The organism is Bacteroides sp. AF32-8BH (genome assembly GCF_003435205.1).
GTDB lineage: Bacteria > Bacteroidota > Bacteroidia > Bacteroidales > Bacteroidaceae > Bacteroides > Bacteroides ovatus.
Genome location: NZ_QVLZ01000075.1, coordinates 1 through 15,341, shown reverse-complemented (window position 1 = coordinate 15,341; position 15,341 = coordinate 1). Strand labels below are relative to the sequence as shown.

The following is a 15,341-nucleotide window of genomic DNA, read 5'->3' as shown; positions in this document are numbered from 1 at the left end:
TGGGCTTTGCGCATAAAAAAAGGCTGTGTCAGCGTTTTGACACAACCTCTTTTAATGAATAACATCAACCTTTTATAGAAAGGATGCTTGGCAAGGGTGGAAGCATCTCCTAATATAACAAGTTTCATTCGTGCCCGCGTAATCGCTACATTCATTCTTCGCAAGTCATTTAGAAACCCGATTTGTCCGTCCTCGTTGGCACGTACGAGACTGATGAAAATAACGTCTCGCTCCTGTCCCTGAAAGCCGTCTACCGTATTCACGGTGATGAGGCTGCGGAAAGGACGTAAAAAGCTGCTTCCTTTTATTTTTCCTCTCAAATATTGCACTTGTGCCTTGTATGGCGAAATCAGACCGAAATCAATTCTTTCATCCAGTATTCGCTCTTTGCCGATACGTCCGATGTAAGTTTCCAGTTCTTGCAGTAGTAGGTTGGCTTCCTGCTTATTGATGCGTCCGAAGCTTTCTCCTACAAAATCTTCGTGAAAGTCCATCTCTGAAGTATCGATCCAGTTCATGGGAGTGTCGAAATCAAGAATCCCCCGATAGCGTACTTCCGGAGCAGCTTCCAGTTCTCCGTGATAAAACCAGTCGGAGGGAAACTGCATGATGGCTTCATGCATTCTGTACTGTACTTTTAATAGAGAGACCGCGGAAGGTTTTTGCTGAACCACTTTTTCCATTAACGTATGATCCAATCCTCCACGGGAAGCTTCTATACATTTGATAGTCGGCGGAAGTTGACAATGATCTCCTGCAAGGATGACCCGGTCTGCTTTGCGGATAGCGATCCAGCAGGCAGCTTCGAGGGCTTGTGCAGCTTCGTCGATGAATAAAGTCGGAAAACGACGTCCGTTGAGCAGGCGGTGGTTGCTGCTGACTAGGGTAGAAGCAATTACGCGGGCACTGTCGAAAAGATCGGCATTGATTTGTATTTCCAACTCCGTGGCACGGTCGCGGAGACGACTCATGCGATTACGCATTCCTTCCCGTTCAGAATAACTACCCCGGCGCATCCGGCTACCCATTTCGCGGATAGATTTACGGATTCCCCAAAGCTCCGGGTAGGCAGGATGACTTTCAAACCGGCGTTCATAGGTGGATGAAAGCATTTTGTCGTTGACCCGGGTTGGATTTCCAATGCGGAGCACGGGGACTCCCCGGTCTACCAGTTTCTCACAAATCCAGTCGACAGCCGTGTTGCTTTGCGCACAAACAAGCACTTGTGGTTCCCGATGCAATGTTTCGTAAATCGCTTCGACAAGAGTCGTTGTCTTTCCGGTTCCCGGAGGACCGTGAACAATAGATACGTCACGCGTACATAGCACCTTGTTGACTGCTGTTTCCTGTGTACTGTTCAGCCATGGGAAGCGGACGGGATATAATTCGCGGAATCCCGGCTTTTGGGTACCCAGCAAAATGTCGCGCAGTTCCGCCAGGCGGTTGTCCTTGGCACGTATCGTGTCTTCCAGTGCCTCGAACATGGCCCGGTACGATGTTTCGTCAAAATAAAGTTGTACCCCCAGTATACCGTCAGTTTGCAGTTCCGCTAAAGCTCCGGCTCCGGGGAGTACAACGACCATTCGTTCTTCGTCGGCAAAGCTGACGGTAGCGATGAAATCCATATACTTCACTTTTCCTTCGAATGACTGGTGGAAAAAGCAAACAGGACGGCCGAACTCAAAGGAATGCTCTATTTCTTTATTTTCGGTCCGTGTAATATCTATTACAAGCTGATTCAGCGAATTGTAGTAACTTCGGCCAAGAGAGACAGGATACCAGCAGAGACCGCGCTTCACTTTACGGGCAACGCCCATTGTTTCGGTCTGCCGCTTAAATTCTTCCTTCTCATATTCATACTCCATCCGCAGGAGGAGTTGCTGTTGCTGAAGGTCTATAATGGGACTTTTCGGATTATTACTCATAATAGGCGCAAAGGTAACAAATCTTCGTTCCGGGTAGAAAAAATATTTCATTTTGTTAAACATTACTCGAACGTCGTTCGTTATTTTAATAGATAGACTAAAAAACAAAAAGCAATATGGTATATGATGTGACTATGTTAGAAGCTTTCTACGCTGCTTATAAAGGAAAGGTAGAACACGTACGGGCTATACTGAAACGCCCTTTGACGTTGGCCGAGAAGATTTTGTATGCTCATCTGTATGATGTAGCCGATTTGAAAGATTACAAACGGGGGGAGGATTATGTGAATTTCCGTCCCGACCGTGTGGCTATGCAGGATGCGACTGCACAGATGGCATTGCTTCAATTTATGAATGCAGGTAAGGATCAGGTGGCTGTGCCTTCGACAGTGCATTGCGATCACTTGATACAGGCGTATAAAGGCGCAAAGGCGGATATTGCTACGGCAAGACTAACCAATGAAGAAGTATACGACTTCCTCCGTGATGTATCTTCCCGTTATGGCATCGGCTTCTGGAAACCGGGAGCAGGAATTATCCATCAGGTAGTGCTCGAAAACTATGCTTTCCCCGGCGGTATGATGGTGGGAACAGACTCTCATACGCCTAATGCAGGCGGACTGGGCATGGTGGCTATCGGTGTCGGTGGTGCGGATGCCGTGGATGTGATGACAGGAATGGAATGGGAGCTGAAAATGCCGAAGATTATCGGTGTCCGTCTGACCGGAAAACTAAGCGGTTGGACCTCTCCGAAAGATGTAATCCTGAAATTGGCCGGCATCCTTACCGTAAAAGGAGGAACGAATGCTATTATCGAATATTTTGGTCCCGGAACCGAATCCCTTTCTGCTACCGGGAAAGCTACCATTTGCAATATGGGTGCCGAAGTTGGAGCTACTACCTCTTTGTTCCCCTTTGACGGACGCATGGCTACTTATTTGAGAGCTACCGGAAGAGATTGTGTAGTTGATTGGGCTGAATCTGTTGATGCAGATCTTCGTGCAGACGACATTGTGACCGACGAACCATCCAACTATTACGACCGTGTGATTGAAATAGATTTGTCAGAACTCGAACCTTATATAAACGGGCCGTTTACACCGGATGCCGCTACTCCTATCTCTGAATTTGCAGAAAAAGTGTTATTGAACGGCTACCCCCGTAAAATGGAGGTGGGCTTGATAGGTTCATGTACCAATTCTTCTTATCAGGATTTGAGCCGTGCAGCTTCTCTGGCAAAGCAGGTGACAGAAAAGAATTTGAGCGTCGCTTCTCCGCTGATCGTCAATCCGGGTTCGGAGCAAATCCGGGCTACTGCCGAAAGAGACGGTATGATTGAAGCTTTTGAACGGTTGGGAGCCACGATTATGGCAAATGCTTGTGGACCTTGTATCGGTCAGTGGAAACGTCAGACGGACGATCCGACACGAAAAAACTCAATCGTCACCTCTTTCAATCGTAATTTTGCCAAACGCGCTGACGGTAATCCCAACACATACGCGTTTGTAGCTTCTCCGGAACTAACGATGGCGTTAACAATAGCCGGTGATCTCTGTTTCAACCCGTTGAAAGACAGACTGGTGAATCATAACGGAGAAAAAGTGAAACTCTCCGAGCCTGTAGGAGATGAACTTCCTTTGAAAGGTTTTGAACAGGGAAATGAAGGGTATATTGCCCCGCACGGAGCAAAAACGGAAATCAGGGTAAAACCGGATTCCCAACGTCTCCAGCTTCTGACTCCTTTCCCGGCATGGGACGGACAGGACTTGCTGAATATGCCTTTATTGATTAAAGCACAGGGAAAATGTACTACCGACCATATCTCTATGGCAGGTCCGTGGCTCCGCTTCCGGGGACATTTGGAGAATATTTCCGACAATATGCTGATGGGAGCTGTCAATGCTTTCAATGGTGAAACGAACCGTGTTTGGAATCGTTCGACAAATACTTATGGAACAGTTTCCGGTACGGCAAAGATGTATAAATCCGAAGGTATTCCGTCTATTGTTGTTGCCGAAGAGAATTATGGAGAAGGTTCCAGCCGTGAACATGCAGCCATGGAACCACGCTTCCTCAATGTACGTGTCATTTTGGCTAAGAGTTTTGCCCGTATCCACGAAACAAATCTGAAAAAACAAGGGATGCTTGCTCTTACTTTTGTAGATAAAGCAGACTATGACAAGATTCGGGAACACGATCTTTTGTCCCTATCAGGCTTAGTCCATTTCGCACCGGGGCGCAATCTGACGATTATTCTTCATCACGAAGACGGAACGAAAGAAAGTTTTGAAGTGCAACATACCTATAATGAACAGCAGATAGCCTGGTTCCGTGCCGGTTCTGCCTTAAATGCAAGATAAAGAATGAGCAAAATAACCATGCAAACAGATGGTACGTTGTTGGTACCCGATGTGCCTACCGTACCTTATATTACCGGCGATGGAGTAGGAGCCGAAGTGACTCCTGCCATGCAAGCCGTAGTGGACGCAGCTATCCGGAAAGCATACGGCGGCAAACGTCGTATCGAATGGAAAGAAGTGTTGGCGGGAGAACGTGCCTTCAACGCGACTGGTTCCTGGTTGCCGGATGAAACAATGGAAACCTTTCAGGAATACCTGGTAGGAATCAAAGGTCCGTTGACAACTCCTGTCGGAGGTGGAATCCGTTCGTTGAACGTAGCACTGCGTCAGACACTTGATTTATACGTCTGTCTTCGTCCGGTTCGTTGGTATCAGGGAGTACAGTCGCCTGTCAAATCACCGGAGAAAGTGAATATGTGTGTGTTCCGTGAAAATACGGAAGATATTTATGCAGGTATCGAATGGGAAGCCGGAACTCCGGAAGCTGAAAAGTTCTATCAATTCTTGAAAGACGAAATGGGCGTGACAAAAGTCCGTTTCCCGGAAACCTCTTCTTTCGGTGTGAAACCTGTATCACGTGAGGGCACGGAGCGTCTTGTACGTGCTGCCTGCCAGTATGCGCTCGACCATCATTTGCCTTCCGTAACACTGGTGCATAAAGGGAATATCATGAAGTTTACCGAAGGTGGTTTCAAAAAATGGGGCTACGAACTGGCGCAACGTGAATTTGGCGATGCTTTGGCAGATGGCAGACTGGTGATAAAAGATTGCATTGCAGATGCTTTCTTACAAAATACACTCCTGATTCCCGAAGAATATTCCGTAATAGCCACCTTAAACCTCAATGGAGACTACGTTTCCGACCAACTGGCGGCCATGGTAGGCGGTATCGGCATCGCTCCGGGAGCAAACATCAACTACCAGACAGGTCATGCCATCTTTGAAGCGACTCACGGAACAGCCCCCAATATTGCGGGAAAAGATGTGGTGAACCCTTGTTCTATTATCCTTTCGGCAGTAATGATGCTCGAATATTTTGACTGGAAAGAAGCGGCTGCTCTGATAGAGAAAGCCTTGGAACAAAGCTTCCTGGACGCTCGTGCTACACACGATTTAGCCCGTTTTATGCCGAATGGAACCTCCCTCTCTACTTCCGCTTTCACTCGTGAGATCGTGGAAAGAATTGAAAAACAAAAGTAACGAATAAAAAACGAAGAAAGATGAAAAAAGAGTACTTGATTTACAAGCTTTCCGAGGAAATGAAGGAAGCTACCCGGATTGATACAGAATTGTTCTCCAAGTTTGATGTGAAGCGCGGATTGCGTAATGAAGACGGCACAGGTGTATTGGTAGGTTTAACCAGAATCGGTAATGTAGTAGGATATGAACGTGTTCCGGGGGGGGGACTGAAACCCATACCGGGAAAACTGTTCTATCGCGGTTATGATGTAGAAGATATTTCTCACGCTATAATCAAAGAGAAACGCTTTGGCTTCGAAGAAGTGGCTTACCTATTGCTTTCCGGACGTCTGCCGGATAAAGAAGAATTGCTTTCTTTCCGTGAGTTGATTAATGACAATATGCCGTTGGAACAGAAAACGAAAATGAACATCATCGAGTTGGAAGGAAACAACATCATGAATATTCTTTCACGCAGCGTATTGGAAATGTATCGTTTTGACGCAAATGCGGATGATACCTCCCGGGATAACCTGATGCGTCAGAGTATTGAACTGATTTCAAAGTTCCCCACTATCATCGCTTATGCTTATAATATGCTTCGTCATGCTACTTTCGGACGTTCTCTGCATATCCGCCATCCGCAGGAAAAGCTCTCTATTGCCGAGAATTTTCTGTATATGCTGAAAAAAGACTATACCGAACTAGATGCACGTACCCTCGATTTGTTATTGATTCTTCAGGCAGAGCACGGTGGTGGTAATAACTCCACTTTCACCGTTCGCGTTACTTCTTCTACCGGAACAGATACTTATTCGGCCATCGCCGCAGGTATCGGTTCGCTGAAAGGTCCGCTTCACGGAGGTGCCAATATTCAGGTTGCCGACATGTTCCAGCACCTGAAGGAAAATATCAAAGACTGGACAAGTGTAGATGAGATAGACACTTACTACACCCGAATGTTGAACAAAGAAGTGTATAACAAAACCGGATTGATCTATGGTATCGGACATGCCGTTTATACCATCTCCGACCCTCGTGCTCTTCTATTGAAAGAACTGGCTCGCGACCTTGCCCGTGAAAAAGGCAGAGAAAGCGAATTTGCTTTCCTCGAACTGTTGGAAGAACGTGCCATCGCTACTTTCGGACGGGTTAAAAACAACGGAAAGACAGTGTCCAGCAATATCGACTTCTATTCGGGCTTCGTGTATGAAATGATCGGTTTGCCGCAGGAAATCTTCACTCCACTGTTTGCCATGGCACGTATCGTAGGCTGGTGTGCACACCGCAATGAAGAATTGACCTTCGACGGTAAACGGATTATCCGCCCGGCTTATAAAAATGTACTTGATGATTTGGCTTATATCCCAATTAAGAAACGCTGATAATAACCAATCCTTTTATTAAATAGATAAGTAATCCCGGATGTGTGCCCGATCATTTCAGACGCGCATCCGGGAAATTTTATATTTTCTCCTTTTTTATGTTCGTAAAAGAATGTACTTCAGATTCTTTCTATTTTTTGTATCGTCGTTTATCTCATTTTTGTTATTTTTGCGTGTTACAAAATAGATCGGTATGAGTATAGATACTTTTAATCTGTTTCTGGGGGTGATGAGCCTGATTGCTTTGTTTGTTTTTATCGCCCTTTACTTTGTGAAAGCCGGATATGGTATTTTCCGCACAGCATCGTGGGGAGTAGCTATCTCCAATAAACTAGCCTGGATATTGATGGAAGCTCCGGTTTTTGTGGTGATGTGCGTGATGTGGATCTATTCCGAACGTCGGTTTGAACCGGTGATTTTCACTTTCTTCCTCTTCTTTCAGATTCACTATTTTCAGCGTGCTTTCATCTTCCCTTTGCTATTGAAAGGAAAAAGTAAGATGCCGCTGGCAATCATGTCGATGGGAGTTCTTTTTAATCTGCTGAATGGTTATATGCAAGGAAAATGGATTTTCTATCTTGCTCCCGAAACGATGTATCAAGCCGGTTGGTTCACTTCACCGTGGTTTATTATCGGCGCACTGCTCTTTTTCGCAGGTATGCTGTTGAACTGGCAGTCGGATTATATCATCCGTCATTTGCGCAAACCGGGAGACACCCGGCATTATCTGCCTCAAAAAGGAATGTACCGTTATGTCACTTCCGCCAACTATTTCGGCGAGATAGTAGAATGGGCAGGTTGGGCGATACTCACTTGTTCACTTTCCGGTCTGGTCTTCCTTTGGTGGACGATTGCTAACCTTGTTCCCCGTGCCAACGCCATTTGGTGCCGTTACCGCGAAGAATTCGGAGACGCAGTGGGAGAACGGAAACGAGTGTTCCCTTTTCTTTATTAGGGGTGCTTTTCATCACGACTTACGTATGACTTAAATAAAATATCAACTACTATGGAATCTAAACTTTTTAGCCCGGTCACCTTTGGCCCTTTGACGCTGCGGAATCGAACGATTCGTTCGGCAGCTTTTGAGAGCATGTGTCCGGAGAATACTCCCACGCAAATGTTGCTGGATTACCATCGGTCGGTAGCTGCGGGGGGAGTGGGTATGACAACAGTGGCTTATGCTGCCGTGACACAAAGCGGACTTTCTTTCGACCGTCAGTTGTGGTTGCGTCCGTCCATTATTCCCCGTTTACACGAATTGACAAAAGCCGTGCACGATGAAGGTGCCGCAGTAGGTATACAAATCGGGCATTGTGGAAATATGTCCCATAAAAATATATGTGGTGTCACTCCTATATCCGCATCTTCAGGCTTCAACCTCTATTCTCCTACGTTTGTGCGTGGAATGGAAAAAGAGGAGTTGCCGGAAATGGCGAAAGCGTATGGAAATGCAGTCAATCTGGCGAGGAAAGCCGGGTTCGACGCCGTTGAAGTACATGCGGGGCACGGCTATTTGATTAGTCAATTCCTGTCTCCCTACACCAATCACCGGAAAGATGAATATGGCGGTTCGCTCGAAAACCGGATGCGTTTTATGGATATGGTGATGGAAGAAGTGATGAAAACGGCAGGCAGTGATATGGCAGTTTTCGTAAAAATGAATATGCGCGACGGCTTCAAAGGAGGAATGGAGATTGACGAATCCATACAAGTGGCCAAACGACTGTTGGAACTTGGCGCTCATGGATTGGTGTTGAGTGGTGGTTTTGTCAGCAAAGCGCCGATGTATGTAATGAGAGGTGCCATGCCGATTCGTTCGATGTCTTACTATATGAATTGTTGGTGGCTGAAATACGGAGTCCGTATGTTTGGCAAATGGATGATACCCTCTGTACCCTTCAAAGAGGCCTATTTCCTTGAAGATGCACTGAAATTCCGTGCGGCTCTTCCGGATGCGCCGTTGATTTATGTCGGTGGCCTTGTTTCCCGTCAGAAAATAGATGAAGTGCTCGATTCCGGTTTTGATGCCGTGCAGATGGCGAGAGCATTACTGAACGAACCGGGATTCGTGAACCGGATGAAACAGGAGGAACAAGCACGCTGCAACTGTGGACACAGTAATTATTGCATAGGACGTATGTATACGATAGAAATGGCTTGTCATCAACATTTGAAAGAACAATTACCTTCCTCTTTACAAAAGGAGATTGATAAACTGGAGAAAAAATGAGTGAAATGAAATGGGCAATCATCACCGGTGCGGACGGAGGAATGGGAACAGAAATAACACGTGCCGTAGCCAAAGCCGGTTATCGAATCATAATGGCTTGTTATCATCCGAAGAAAGCGGAGGTTGTTCGTGAACGTTTGAGCAAGGAAACAGGAAACCCGGATTTGGAAGTAATAGCTATCGATTTATCTTCTATGCAATCCGTAGTTGCTTTTGCCAGTCAGATCTTAGAAAGGAATCTTCCCATCTCTTTGTTAATGAATAATGCCGGAACGATGGAGACAGATTTTCATACTACTTCCGAAGGATTCGAACGAACGGTAAGTGTGAACTACATGGGACCTTATCTGCTTACCCGGAAATTAATTCCGCTGATGGTGCGTGGAGCGCGTATCGTAAATATGGTTTCCTGTACATACGCAATCGGCAAGCTCGACTTCCCAGATTTCTTTCATAGAGGGAAAACGGGAACGTTTTGGAGGATTCCTGTTTACAGTAACACGAAGCTGGCTTTATTATTGTTTACTTTCGAACTTTCCGAGCAACTTCGAGAGAAGGGGATTAGCGTCAATGCTGCCGATCCGGGAATTGTTTCTACTGATATCATCACTATGCACAAGTGGTTCGATCCGTTGACGGATATTTTTTTCCGTCCTTTTATCCGTAAACCCAAGAAAGGGGCTTCTACGGCAATCGGTTTACTGTTGGACGAAAAGGAAGCCGGTGTGACAGGGCAACTGTATGTCAATAACCACCGGAAAAACTTGTCTGATAAATACACGAATCATGTGCAGAAAGAGCAGTTGTGGGAGGTAACGGAACGTGCGTTGGCGAGTTGGCTGAAGTAGGGTTTCTTTTCTTTTTTTATTTAAATTATCTAGTATTTACTTATATATAGGTATTGTACATATCTATATACCTCATTTTTGTTGTCTTATTTTTACCAATAGATAGGGATTGTTTGACATCCCTCTTTCTGCTTACCTTTGCATCGCTTTTAGAGCAATGAAAAGGTTATAAAGTAAAAAGGTAAAAAGGAGATGAGCAATAAATATTTTTTGGTTTTTCTGGCATTCTTGTTTTCCGTATCCGTATATTCACAACATGGGCGTCATCGTAGTAGTTTAATTTCAGGCAGAGTGATGTCCACGGAGAAAGAAGTGGTGGATTTTGCGACAGTTTATCTGAAAGGAACCAACCAAGGATGCTATACAGATGAAAAAGGTATATATCATTTGAAAACTACAGCCGGTGAATATACACTCGTCGTTTCGGCTATCGGTTATCAAACGGTAGAAAAGAAAGTTAAATTAGCCAAGGGAGAAAGAATAAAAGTAAACGTCACTATCGCGCCGGCGGTAAAAGAACTGGGAGAGGTGCTGGTCACGACATCCGGAGTCGGTCGTGTGAATCAGTCTGCTTTTAATGCGGTAGCCATTGATGCGAAGAAATTGCATAACAGTACGCAGACTTTGGCGGGTGCACTGACTAAAGTGCCCGGTGTAAAACTCCGCGAATCAGGTGGAGTGGGGTCGGATATGCAATTGTATATCGATGGCTTTAGCGGGAAACATGTGAAAATCTTCATTGACGGCATACCACAGGAGGGAGCCGGTGCCGCATTCGATTTGAACAATGTTCCTATTAATTTTGCCGACCGTATAGAAGTCTATAAAGGAGTGGTTCCTGTAGGATTCGGAACCGATGCTATTGGGGGAGTGGTTAATATTGTCACCAACAAGCAACCCGGAAAGTGGTTTATGGACGCTTCCTATTCTTACGGGTCATTTAATACTCATAAATCATACGTGCGCTTCGGACAAACGTTCAAGAATGGTTTTATGTATGAAGTCAATGCTTTTCAAAACTTTTCGGATAATGATTATTATGTAGACACTTACGTACGCGAATTTGAGATTAAAGAAGATGGAAGTGTACGTTTTCCGCCACTTGATAAAAATAAGATTTATCATCTGAAACGTTTTAATGACCAGTATCATAATGAAGCCGTGATTGGAAAAATCGGCCTGGTAGGAAAGAAATGGGCAGACCGTTTAGCGTTGAGTTTTAATTATTCCCATTTCTATAAAGAGATACAAACAGGCGTTTATCAAGATGTCGTGTTCGGTGAAAAATTCCGCAAAGGACATTCGTTGGTCCCTTCTTTAGAATATTACAAAAAGAACTTATTGGTGAAAAACCTGGATCTACTGTTGACTGCCAATTATAATCATAATATCACCAACAATGTCGATACCGCTTCGCGGGCTTACAACTGGCGTGGAGATTTTTATGAAAAAGGCAGCCGGGGAGAACAGTCTTACCAGAACAGTGAATCTAAAAATAAAAACTGGAATGGGACGCTGAAGATGAATTACCATATCGGACAGGCGCATACGTTTACTTTCAGTCATGTAATCAGTGATTTTGAACGTACGAGCCGCTCTACCATCGGTGCTTCTTCCAAATTCACGGACTTTTCTATTCCTAAAATCACCCGTAAAAACGTCAGCGGGCTTTCTTACCGTCTGATGCCGTCGGACAGATGGAATGTGTCGGCATTTGCCAAATATTATCGGCAATACAACAAGGGACCGGTATCGCAGAATACGGATGGAATAGGCAATTATATCAATCTGTCCAATACGGCAAGTGCTCTTGGATATGGAGCGGCAGGTACCTATTTTATATGGAAAGATCTTCAGGTGAAACTTTCGTACGAAAAGGCTTTCCGCCTGCCGACCACGGACGAACTCTTTGGAGATGAAGACCTTGAAGCTGGTAAAATGAATCTGAAACCGGAGAAAAGTGATAATGTCAATTTGAGTTTCAGCTATAATCATCAGTTTGGCAAGCATGGATTGTATGCCGAGGCCGGTTTGATATATCGGGATACGAAAGATTATATAAAAAGAGGACTGGACGTATTGGGAGGAACAAGCTACGGATATTATGAGAACCACGGTCACGTAAGGACCAAAGGGTATAATTTGTCATTGCTTTATAGCTTCTCGCGTTGGTTTGATATAGGAGGAACATTCAATAGCATCGATACTCGTGATTACGAAAAGTTTCTGGCGGGTTCCTCTTTGCAAGAAAGCATGCACTATAAAGTGCGTATGCCGAATCTGCCCTATCGTTATGCTAATATCAATGCAAATTTTTATTGGAATGACCTGTTTGTCAAAGGAAATGTGTTGAGCATCGGCTATGATAGCTACTGGCAGCACGATTTTCCTCTTTACTGGGAGAATCTCGGAGATAAAGATTCAAAGAATATGGTGCCGGAACAGTTTTCTCATAATCTGTCTTTGTCCTACACCATGAAGAATGGACGTTATAATGTATCATTTGAATGTCGGAATTTCACCGATGCCCAACTGTTTGACAATTTTAGTCTGCAAAAAGCGGGGCGCGCATTCTATGGAAAGTTCAGAGTGTTTTTCGGTAAATAATAAGAGTAAGTTTTTAGTATCAATCAATAATAAAGAATATATGAAGAAGTTTTTATTACAGGCTTTTGCCATAGCTTTTTGCTTGAGTAGCGGTGTGTTTGTGGCATCTTGCGACGATGATAATAATCCGGTGGATAACCCGCCAATTGATGGAGAAACGGCTTATGTGGTGGCTGCCACAACCGGTGAAGCAAGTTATTTGGTAGTAGCCAATTCTTTGGATGAAGGAACAGTGTCGACTCAAGGGAATGGAACCGAGGTGATTGGCGGTACCTATTGGGTATATAAAGGATTGGATTATGTGTTTGCTTTAGTTTATAATAAAGGTGGCGCAGGTACAGGAGCTTCCTATTATCTGGGGGCAGATGGTAAAATGAAAGAAAAGTACACATACACTTATAATCGTATCACGTCTTATGGAACCTGGGGGGATAAAGTGGTGACTGTTTCCACCGGGGACTCGAAAATAACAGATGAGGATCAGAATGTGGCTCAAGCATTGTTGTTCAACTATTTGGATGCGACCGATGGCAGTCAGGAAGAGGGTACCTTGCTTGCCGAAAATTACTTGGGTAATGGTGAAAAAGTTTCATGGGCAGGTCTGGTTGAAGCTAACAATAAGATTTATACATCTGTCATCCCAATGGGAATGAGTAAGTACGGTATTAAAAAATGGCCGGAAGCTGTGACAGATCAGGAACTTGTGACTAAGACTGACGGTGGTAGCGGCAGCGGTGCATATACAGCCGGTGTCATTCCTTCTACACAATACCCGGATAATGCTTATGTGGCAATTTATAGTGGCACGAACTTCAATGAGACTCCGGTGATTGCCAAGACTGATAAAATAGGCTATGCATGCGGTCGTATGCGTTCACAATATTATCAGACCATTTGGGCCGCTGATAATGGTGACGTCTATGTGTTCTCTCCCGGATATGGACGTACGGCAGTTTCATCTTCAGATTTGAAGAAGGTAACAGGACAGAAGCCTTCGGGCGCAATGCGTATCAAAGCAGGCGCAACAGATTTCGATCCGGATTACTATGTGAACTTTGAAGAGATAGGCACTAAACATCCTATTTTCCGTTGCTGGCACATCTCTGAAGATTACTTCCTGCTTCAATTGTATAAAAAGGGAGCGGAAGATATGATTAATGGCGGTACAAGTGCAGATGTTAGCGAATTAGCTGTTTTCAAGGCGGAAGATCAGACGATTATGCCTGTTACAGGTCTGCCGGCTGACGGAAAGTTTGGTGGCGAGCCTTATGGAGAAAAAGGGTATGCTTATATGGCTGTCACTGTGACTACGGGCGAGAAACCGGCCTTCTATAAAATAGACGCAAAAACAGGCAAGGCAGTCAAAGGTTTGACGGTAGAGGCTGACGCTATCACTACGGTAGGTAAGATGGAATATCTTTCAAAATAATACAGTCGGTTAAATAGAGAATCTTTTGTAGATAAAAGCCTGCCGAGCGGAAAGCTTTGCAGGCTTTTTCAAGAAATAGTAATGAAAACATGAAAAAAATATTCAGAAAGATACATTTGTGGCTTTCCGTCCCTTTCGGACTGATAATAACTCTTGTCTGCTTCTCCGGTGCCATGCTGGTATTTGAAAATGAGGCGAATGAGTGGTTTCGACGCGACCTTTACTACGTAGAAACGGTAAAGGGGTCTCCTCTTCCTATGGATAAGTTGCTTGAAAAAGTGGCGACGACATTGCCTGACAGTGTAGCGGTGACCGGTGTCAGCATATCTTCTGATCCCGGACGTGCGTATCAGGTTAGTCTTTCCAAACCACGTCGTGCATCTTTGTATGTAGACCAGTATACGGGCGAAGTAAAAGGAAAAAGCGAGCGTAGCGGCTTTTTTATGTTTATGTTCCGAATGCATCGCTGGCTTCTGGATAGTATGAATCCGGGAAATGAAGGAATCTTTTGGGGCAAAATGATTGTAGGTGTCAGTACGCTTTTACTTGTTTTTGTACTGATTTCGGGAATTGTCATTTGGTGGCCGCGTACACGTAAAGCATTGAAGAATAGCCTGAAAATAACAGCAACAAAAGGTTGGAGAAGGTTTTGGTATGACTTGCATGTGGCAGGTGGAATGTATGCTCTGATCTTTCTACTGGCTATGGCACTGACGGGATTGACCTGGTCTTTTCCGTGGTATCGGACGGCTTTCTATAAGGTCTTCGGGGTAGAAGTACAGCAACGTGCCGCCCAAGGACATGAACAGAAAAGTGATGCTCAAAAGAGAAATACCAAACTGGCAGCCCATCGGGAAAAGAAAAGAGAAGGAAATGAGGTTCGAAAGGGTGAAAGAAGCAGACGTCCGGAAAACAATCATAGTGATATGTACTCGGTAACTTCACCATTCGTTTATTGGCAAGAGATTTATGATAAACTAAGACGTCAGAATCCGGAGTATAAGCAAATCAGTATTTCTTCTGGTACGGCAAGCGTGTCTTTCAACCGTTTCGGTAATCAGCGGGCATCTGACCGTTATTCTTTCAATACGGATAATGGTGAATTTACAGAAACAAGTCTTTATCAACATCAAGACAAGTCGGGAAAGATTCGTGGTTGGATTTATTCTGTGCATGTTGGTAACTGGGGAGGAATGTTTACTCGCATACTTACCTTTATTGCTGCCTTATTGGGGTCTGCACTACCACTGACTGGATATTATTTATGGATAAAAAGACTCATAAAGGTACGGAAATGAATGAAATTTTTTCCTACTATAAAGTTGAAAAAGGTTCTTCGTCAAATTTGGTGGTACTTCTTCTATTGTGAATAAATAAT

General features: G+C 44.6%; 10 protein-coding genes. 9 read left to right on the top strand and 1 reads right to left on the bottom strand.

Annotation, left to right across the window (positions count from 1 at the left end; all coding sequences use genetic code 11):
* The coding region (locus tag DWZ47_RS29130; protein ID WP_117515586.1) for an AAA domain-containing protein at window positions 1-1,988 on the bottom strand (1,988 nt) is incomplete at its 3' end.
* Window positions 1,989-2,041: 53 nt separating this feature from the next.
* Here DWZ47_RS29130 and DWZ47_RS29125 point away from each other — a divergent pair.
* The 9 genes from DWZ47_RS29125 to DWZ47_RS29085 all read left to right on the top strand — a co-directional run bounded on the left by DWZ47_RS29125 (window position 2,042) and on the right by DWZ47_RS29085 (window position 15,261).
* The gene (locus tag DWZ47_RS29125; RefSeq protein ID WP_117515584.1) at window positions 2,042-4,285 is read left to right on the top strand and encodes an aconitate hydratase; all 2,244 of its coding nucleotides are present in this window, start codon (window positions 2,042-2,044) and stop codon (window positions 4,283-4,285) included.
* A gap of 3 nt (window positions 4,286-4,288) precedes the next feature.
* Complete coding sequence (icd, locus tag DWZ47_RS29120; RefSeq protein ID WP_008650282.1) at window positions 4,289-5,485, top strand: NADP-dependent isocitrate dehydrogenase; 1,197 nt, start codon at window positions 4,289-4,291, stop codon at window positions 5,483-5,485.
* A gap of 20 nt (window positions 5,486-5,505) precedes the next feature.
* Window positions 5,506-6,849 carry a citrate/2-methylcitrate synthase gene (locus tag DWZ47_RS29115; protein ID WP_004299485.1) on the top strand — a complete coding sequence of 448 codons (1,344 nt, stop codon included), beginning with the start codon at window positions 5,506-5,508 and terminating at the stop codon, window positions 6,847-6,849.
* 193 nt (window positions 6,850-7,042) lie between these two features.
* The gene (locus tag DWZ47_RS29110; RefSeq protein ID WP_061448601.1) at window positions 7,043-7,804 is read left to right on the top strand and encodes a DUF1295 domain-containing protein; all 762 of its coding nucleotides are present in this window, start codon (window positions 7,043-7,045) and stop codon (window positions 7,802-7,804) included.
* Between the two features lie 51 nt (window positions 7,805-7,855).
* On the top strand, window positions 7,856-9,079 hold the full coding sequence (locus DWZ47_RS29105) for an NADH:flavin oxidoreductase (RefSeq protein ID WP_004306773.1): 1,224 nt from the start codon (window positions 7,856-7,858) through the stop codon (window positions 9,077-9,079).
* A complete protein-coding gene (locus DWZ47_RS29100; protein WP_117515582.1) occupies window positions 9,076-9,927 on the top strand; it encodes an SDR family oxidoreductase in 852 nt (283 codons plus the stop codon). Before DWZ47_RS29105 ends, DWZ47_RS29100 begins: the two co-directional genes overlap by 4 nt.
* Before the next feature lie 192 nt (window positions 9,928-10,119).
* Window positions 10,120-12,534 carry a TonB-dependent receptor gene (locus tag DWZ47_RS29095; protein WP_117515580.1) on the top strand — a complete coding sequence of 805 codons (2,415 nt, stop codon included), beginning with the start codon at window positions 10,120-10,122 and terminating at the stop codon, window positions 12,532-12,534.
* 40 nt (window positions 12,535-12,574) lie between these two features.
* On the top strand, window positions 12,575-13,963 hold the full coding sequence (locus DWZ47_RS29090) for a DUF4374 domain-containing protein (RefSeq protein WP_004306780.1): 1,389 nt from the start codon (window positions 12,575-12,577) through the stop codon (window positions 13,961-13,963).
* Between the two features lie 89 nt (window positions 13,964-14,052).
* The gene (locus DWZ47_RS29085; RefSeq protein WP_008650288.1) at window positions 14,053-15,261 is read left to right on the top strand and encodes a PepSY-associated TM helix domain-containing protein; all 1,209 of its coding nucleotides are present in this window, start codon (window positions 14,053-14,055) and stop codon (window positions 15,259-15,261) included.
* Window positions 15,262-15,341: the final 80 nt, after the last annotated feature.

What these genes read in the sequence shown, in the direction of transcription:
- DWZ47_RS29100 (WP_117515582.1), top strand. Translation starts at nt 9,076, where the DNA reads ATGAGTGAAATGAAATGGGCAATCATCACCGGTGCGGACGGAGGAATG.
- DWZ47_RS29105 (WP_004306773.1), top strand. Translation starts at nt 7,856, where the DNA reads ATGGAATCTAAACTTTTTAGCCCGGTCACCTTTGGCCCTTTGACGCTG.
- DWZ47_RS29115 (WP_004299485.1), top strand. Translation starts at nt 5,506, where the DNA reads ATGAAAAAAGAGTACTTGATTTACAAGCTTTCCGAGGAAATGAAGGAA.
- DWZ47_RS29110 (WP_061448601.1), top strand. Translation starts at nt 7,043, where the DNA reads ATGAGTATAGATACTTTTAATCTGTTTCTGGGGGTGATGAGCCTGATT.
- DWZ47_RS29085 (WP_008650288.1), top strand. Translation starts at nt 14,053, where the DNA reads ATGAAAAAAATATTCAGAAAGATACATTTGTGGCTTTCCGTCCCTTTC.
- DWZ47_RS29125 (WP_117515584.1), top strand. Translation starts at nt 2,042, where the DNA reads ATGGTATATGATGTGACTATGTTAGAAGCTTTCTACGCTGCTTATAAA.
- DWZ47_RS29095 (WP_117515580.1), top strand. Translation starts at nt 10,120, where the DNA reads ATGAGCAATAAATATTTTTTGGTTTTTCTGGCATTCTTGTTTTCCGTA.
- icd (WP_008650282.1), top strand. Translation starts at nt 4,289, where the DNA reads ATGAGCAAAATAACCATGCAAACAGATGGTACGTTGTTGGTACCCGAT.
- DWZ47_RS29090 (WP_004306780.1), top strand. Translation starts at nt 12,575, where the DNA reads ATGAAGAAGTTTTTATTACAGGCTTTTGCCATAGCTTTTTGCTTGAGT.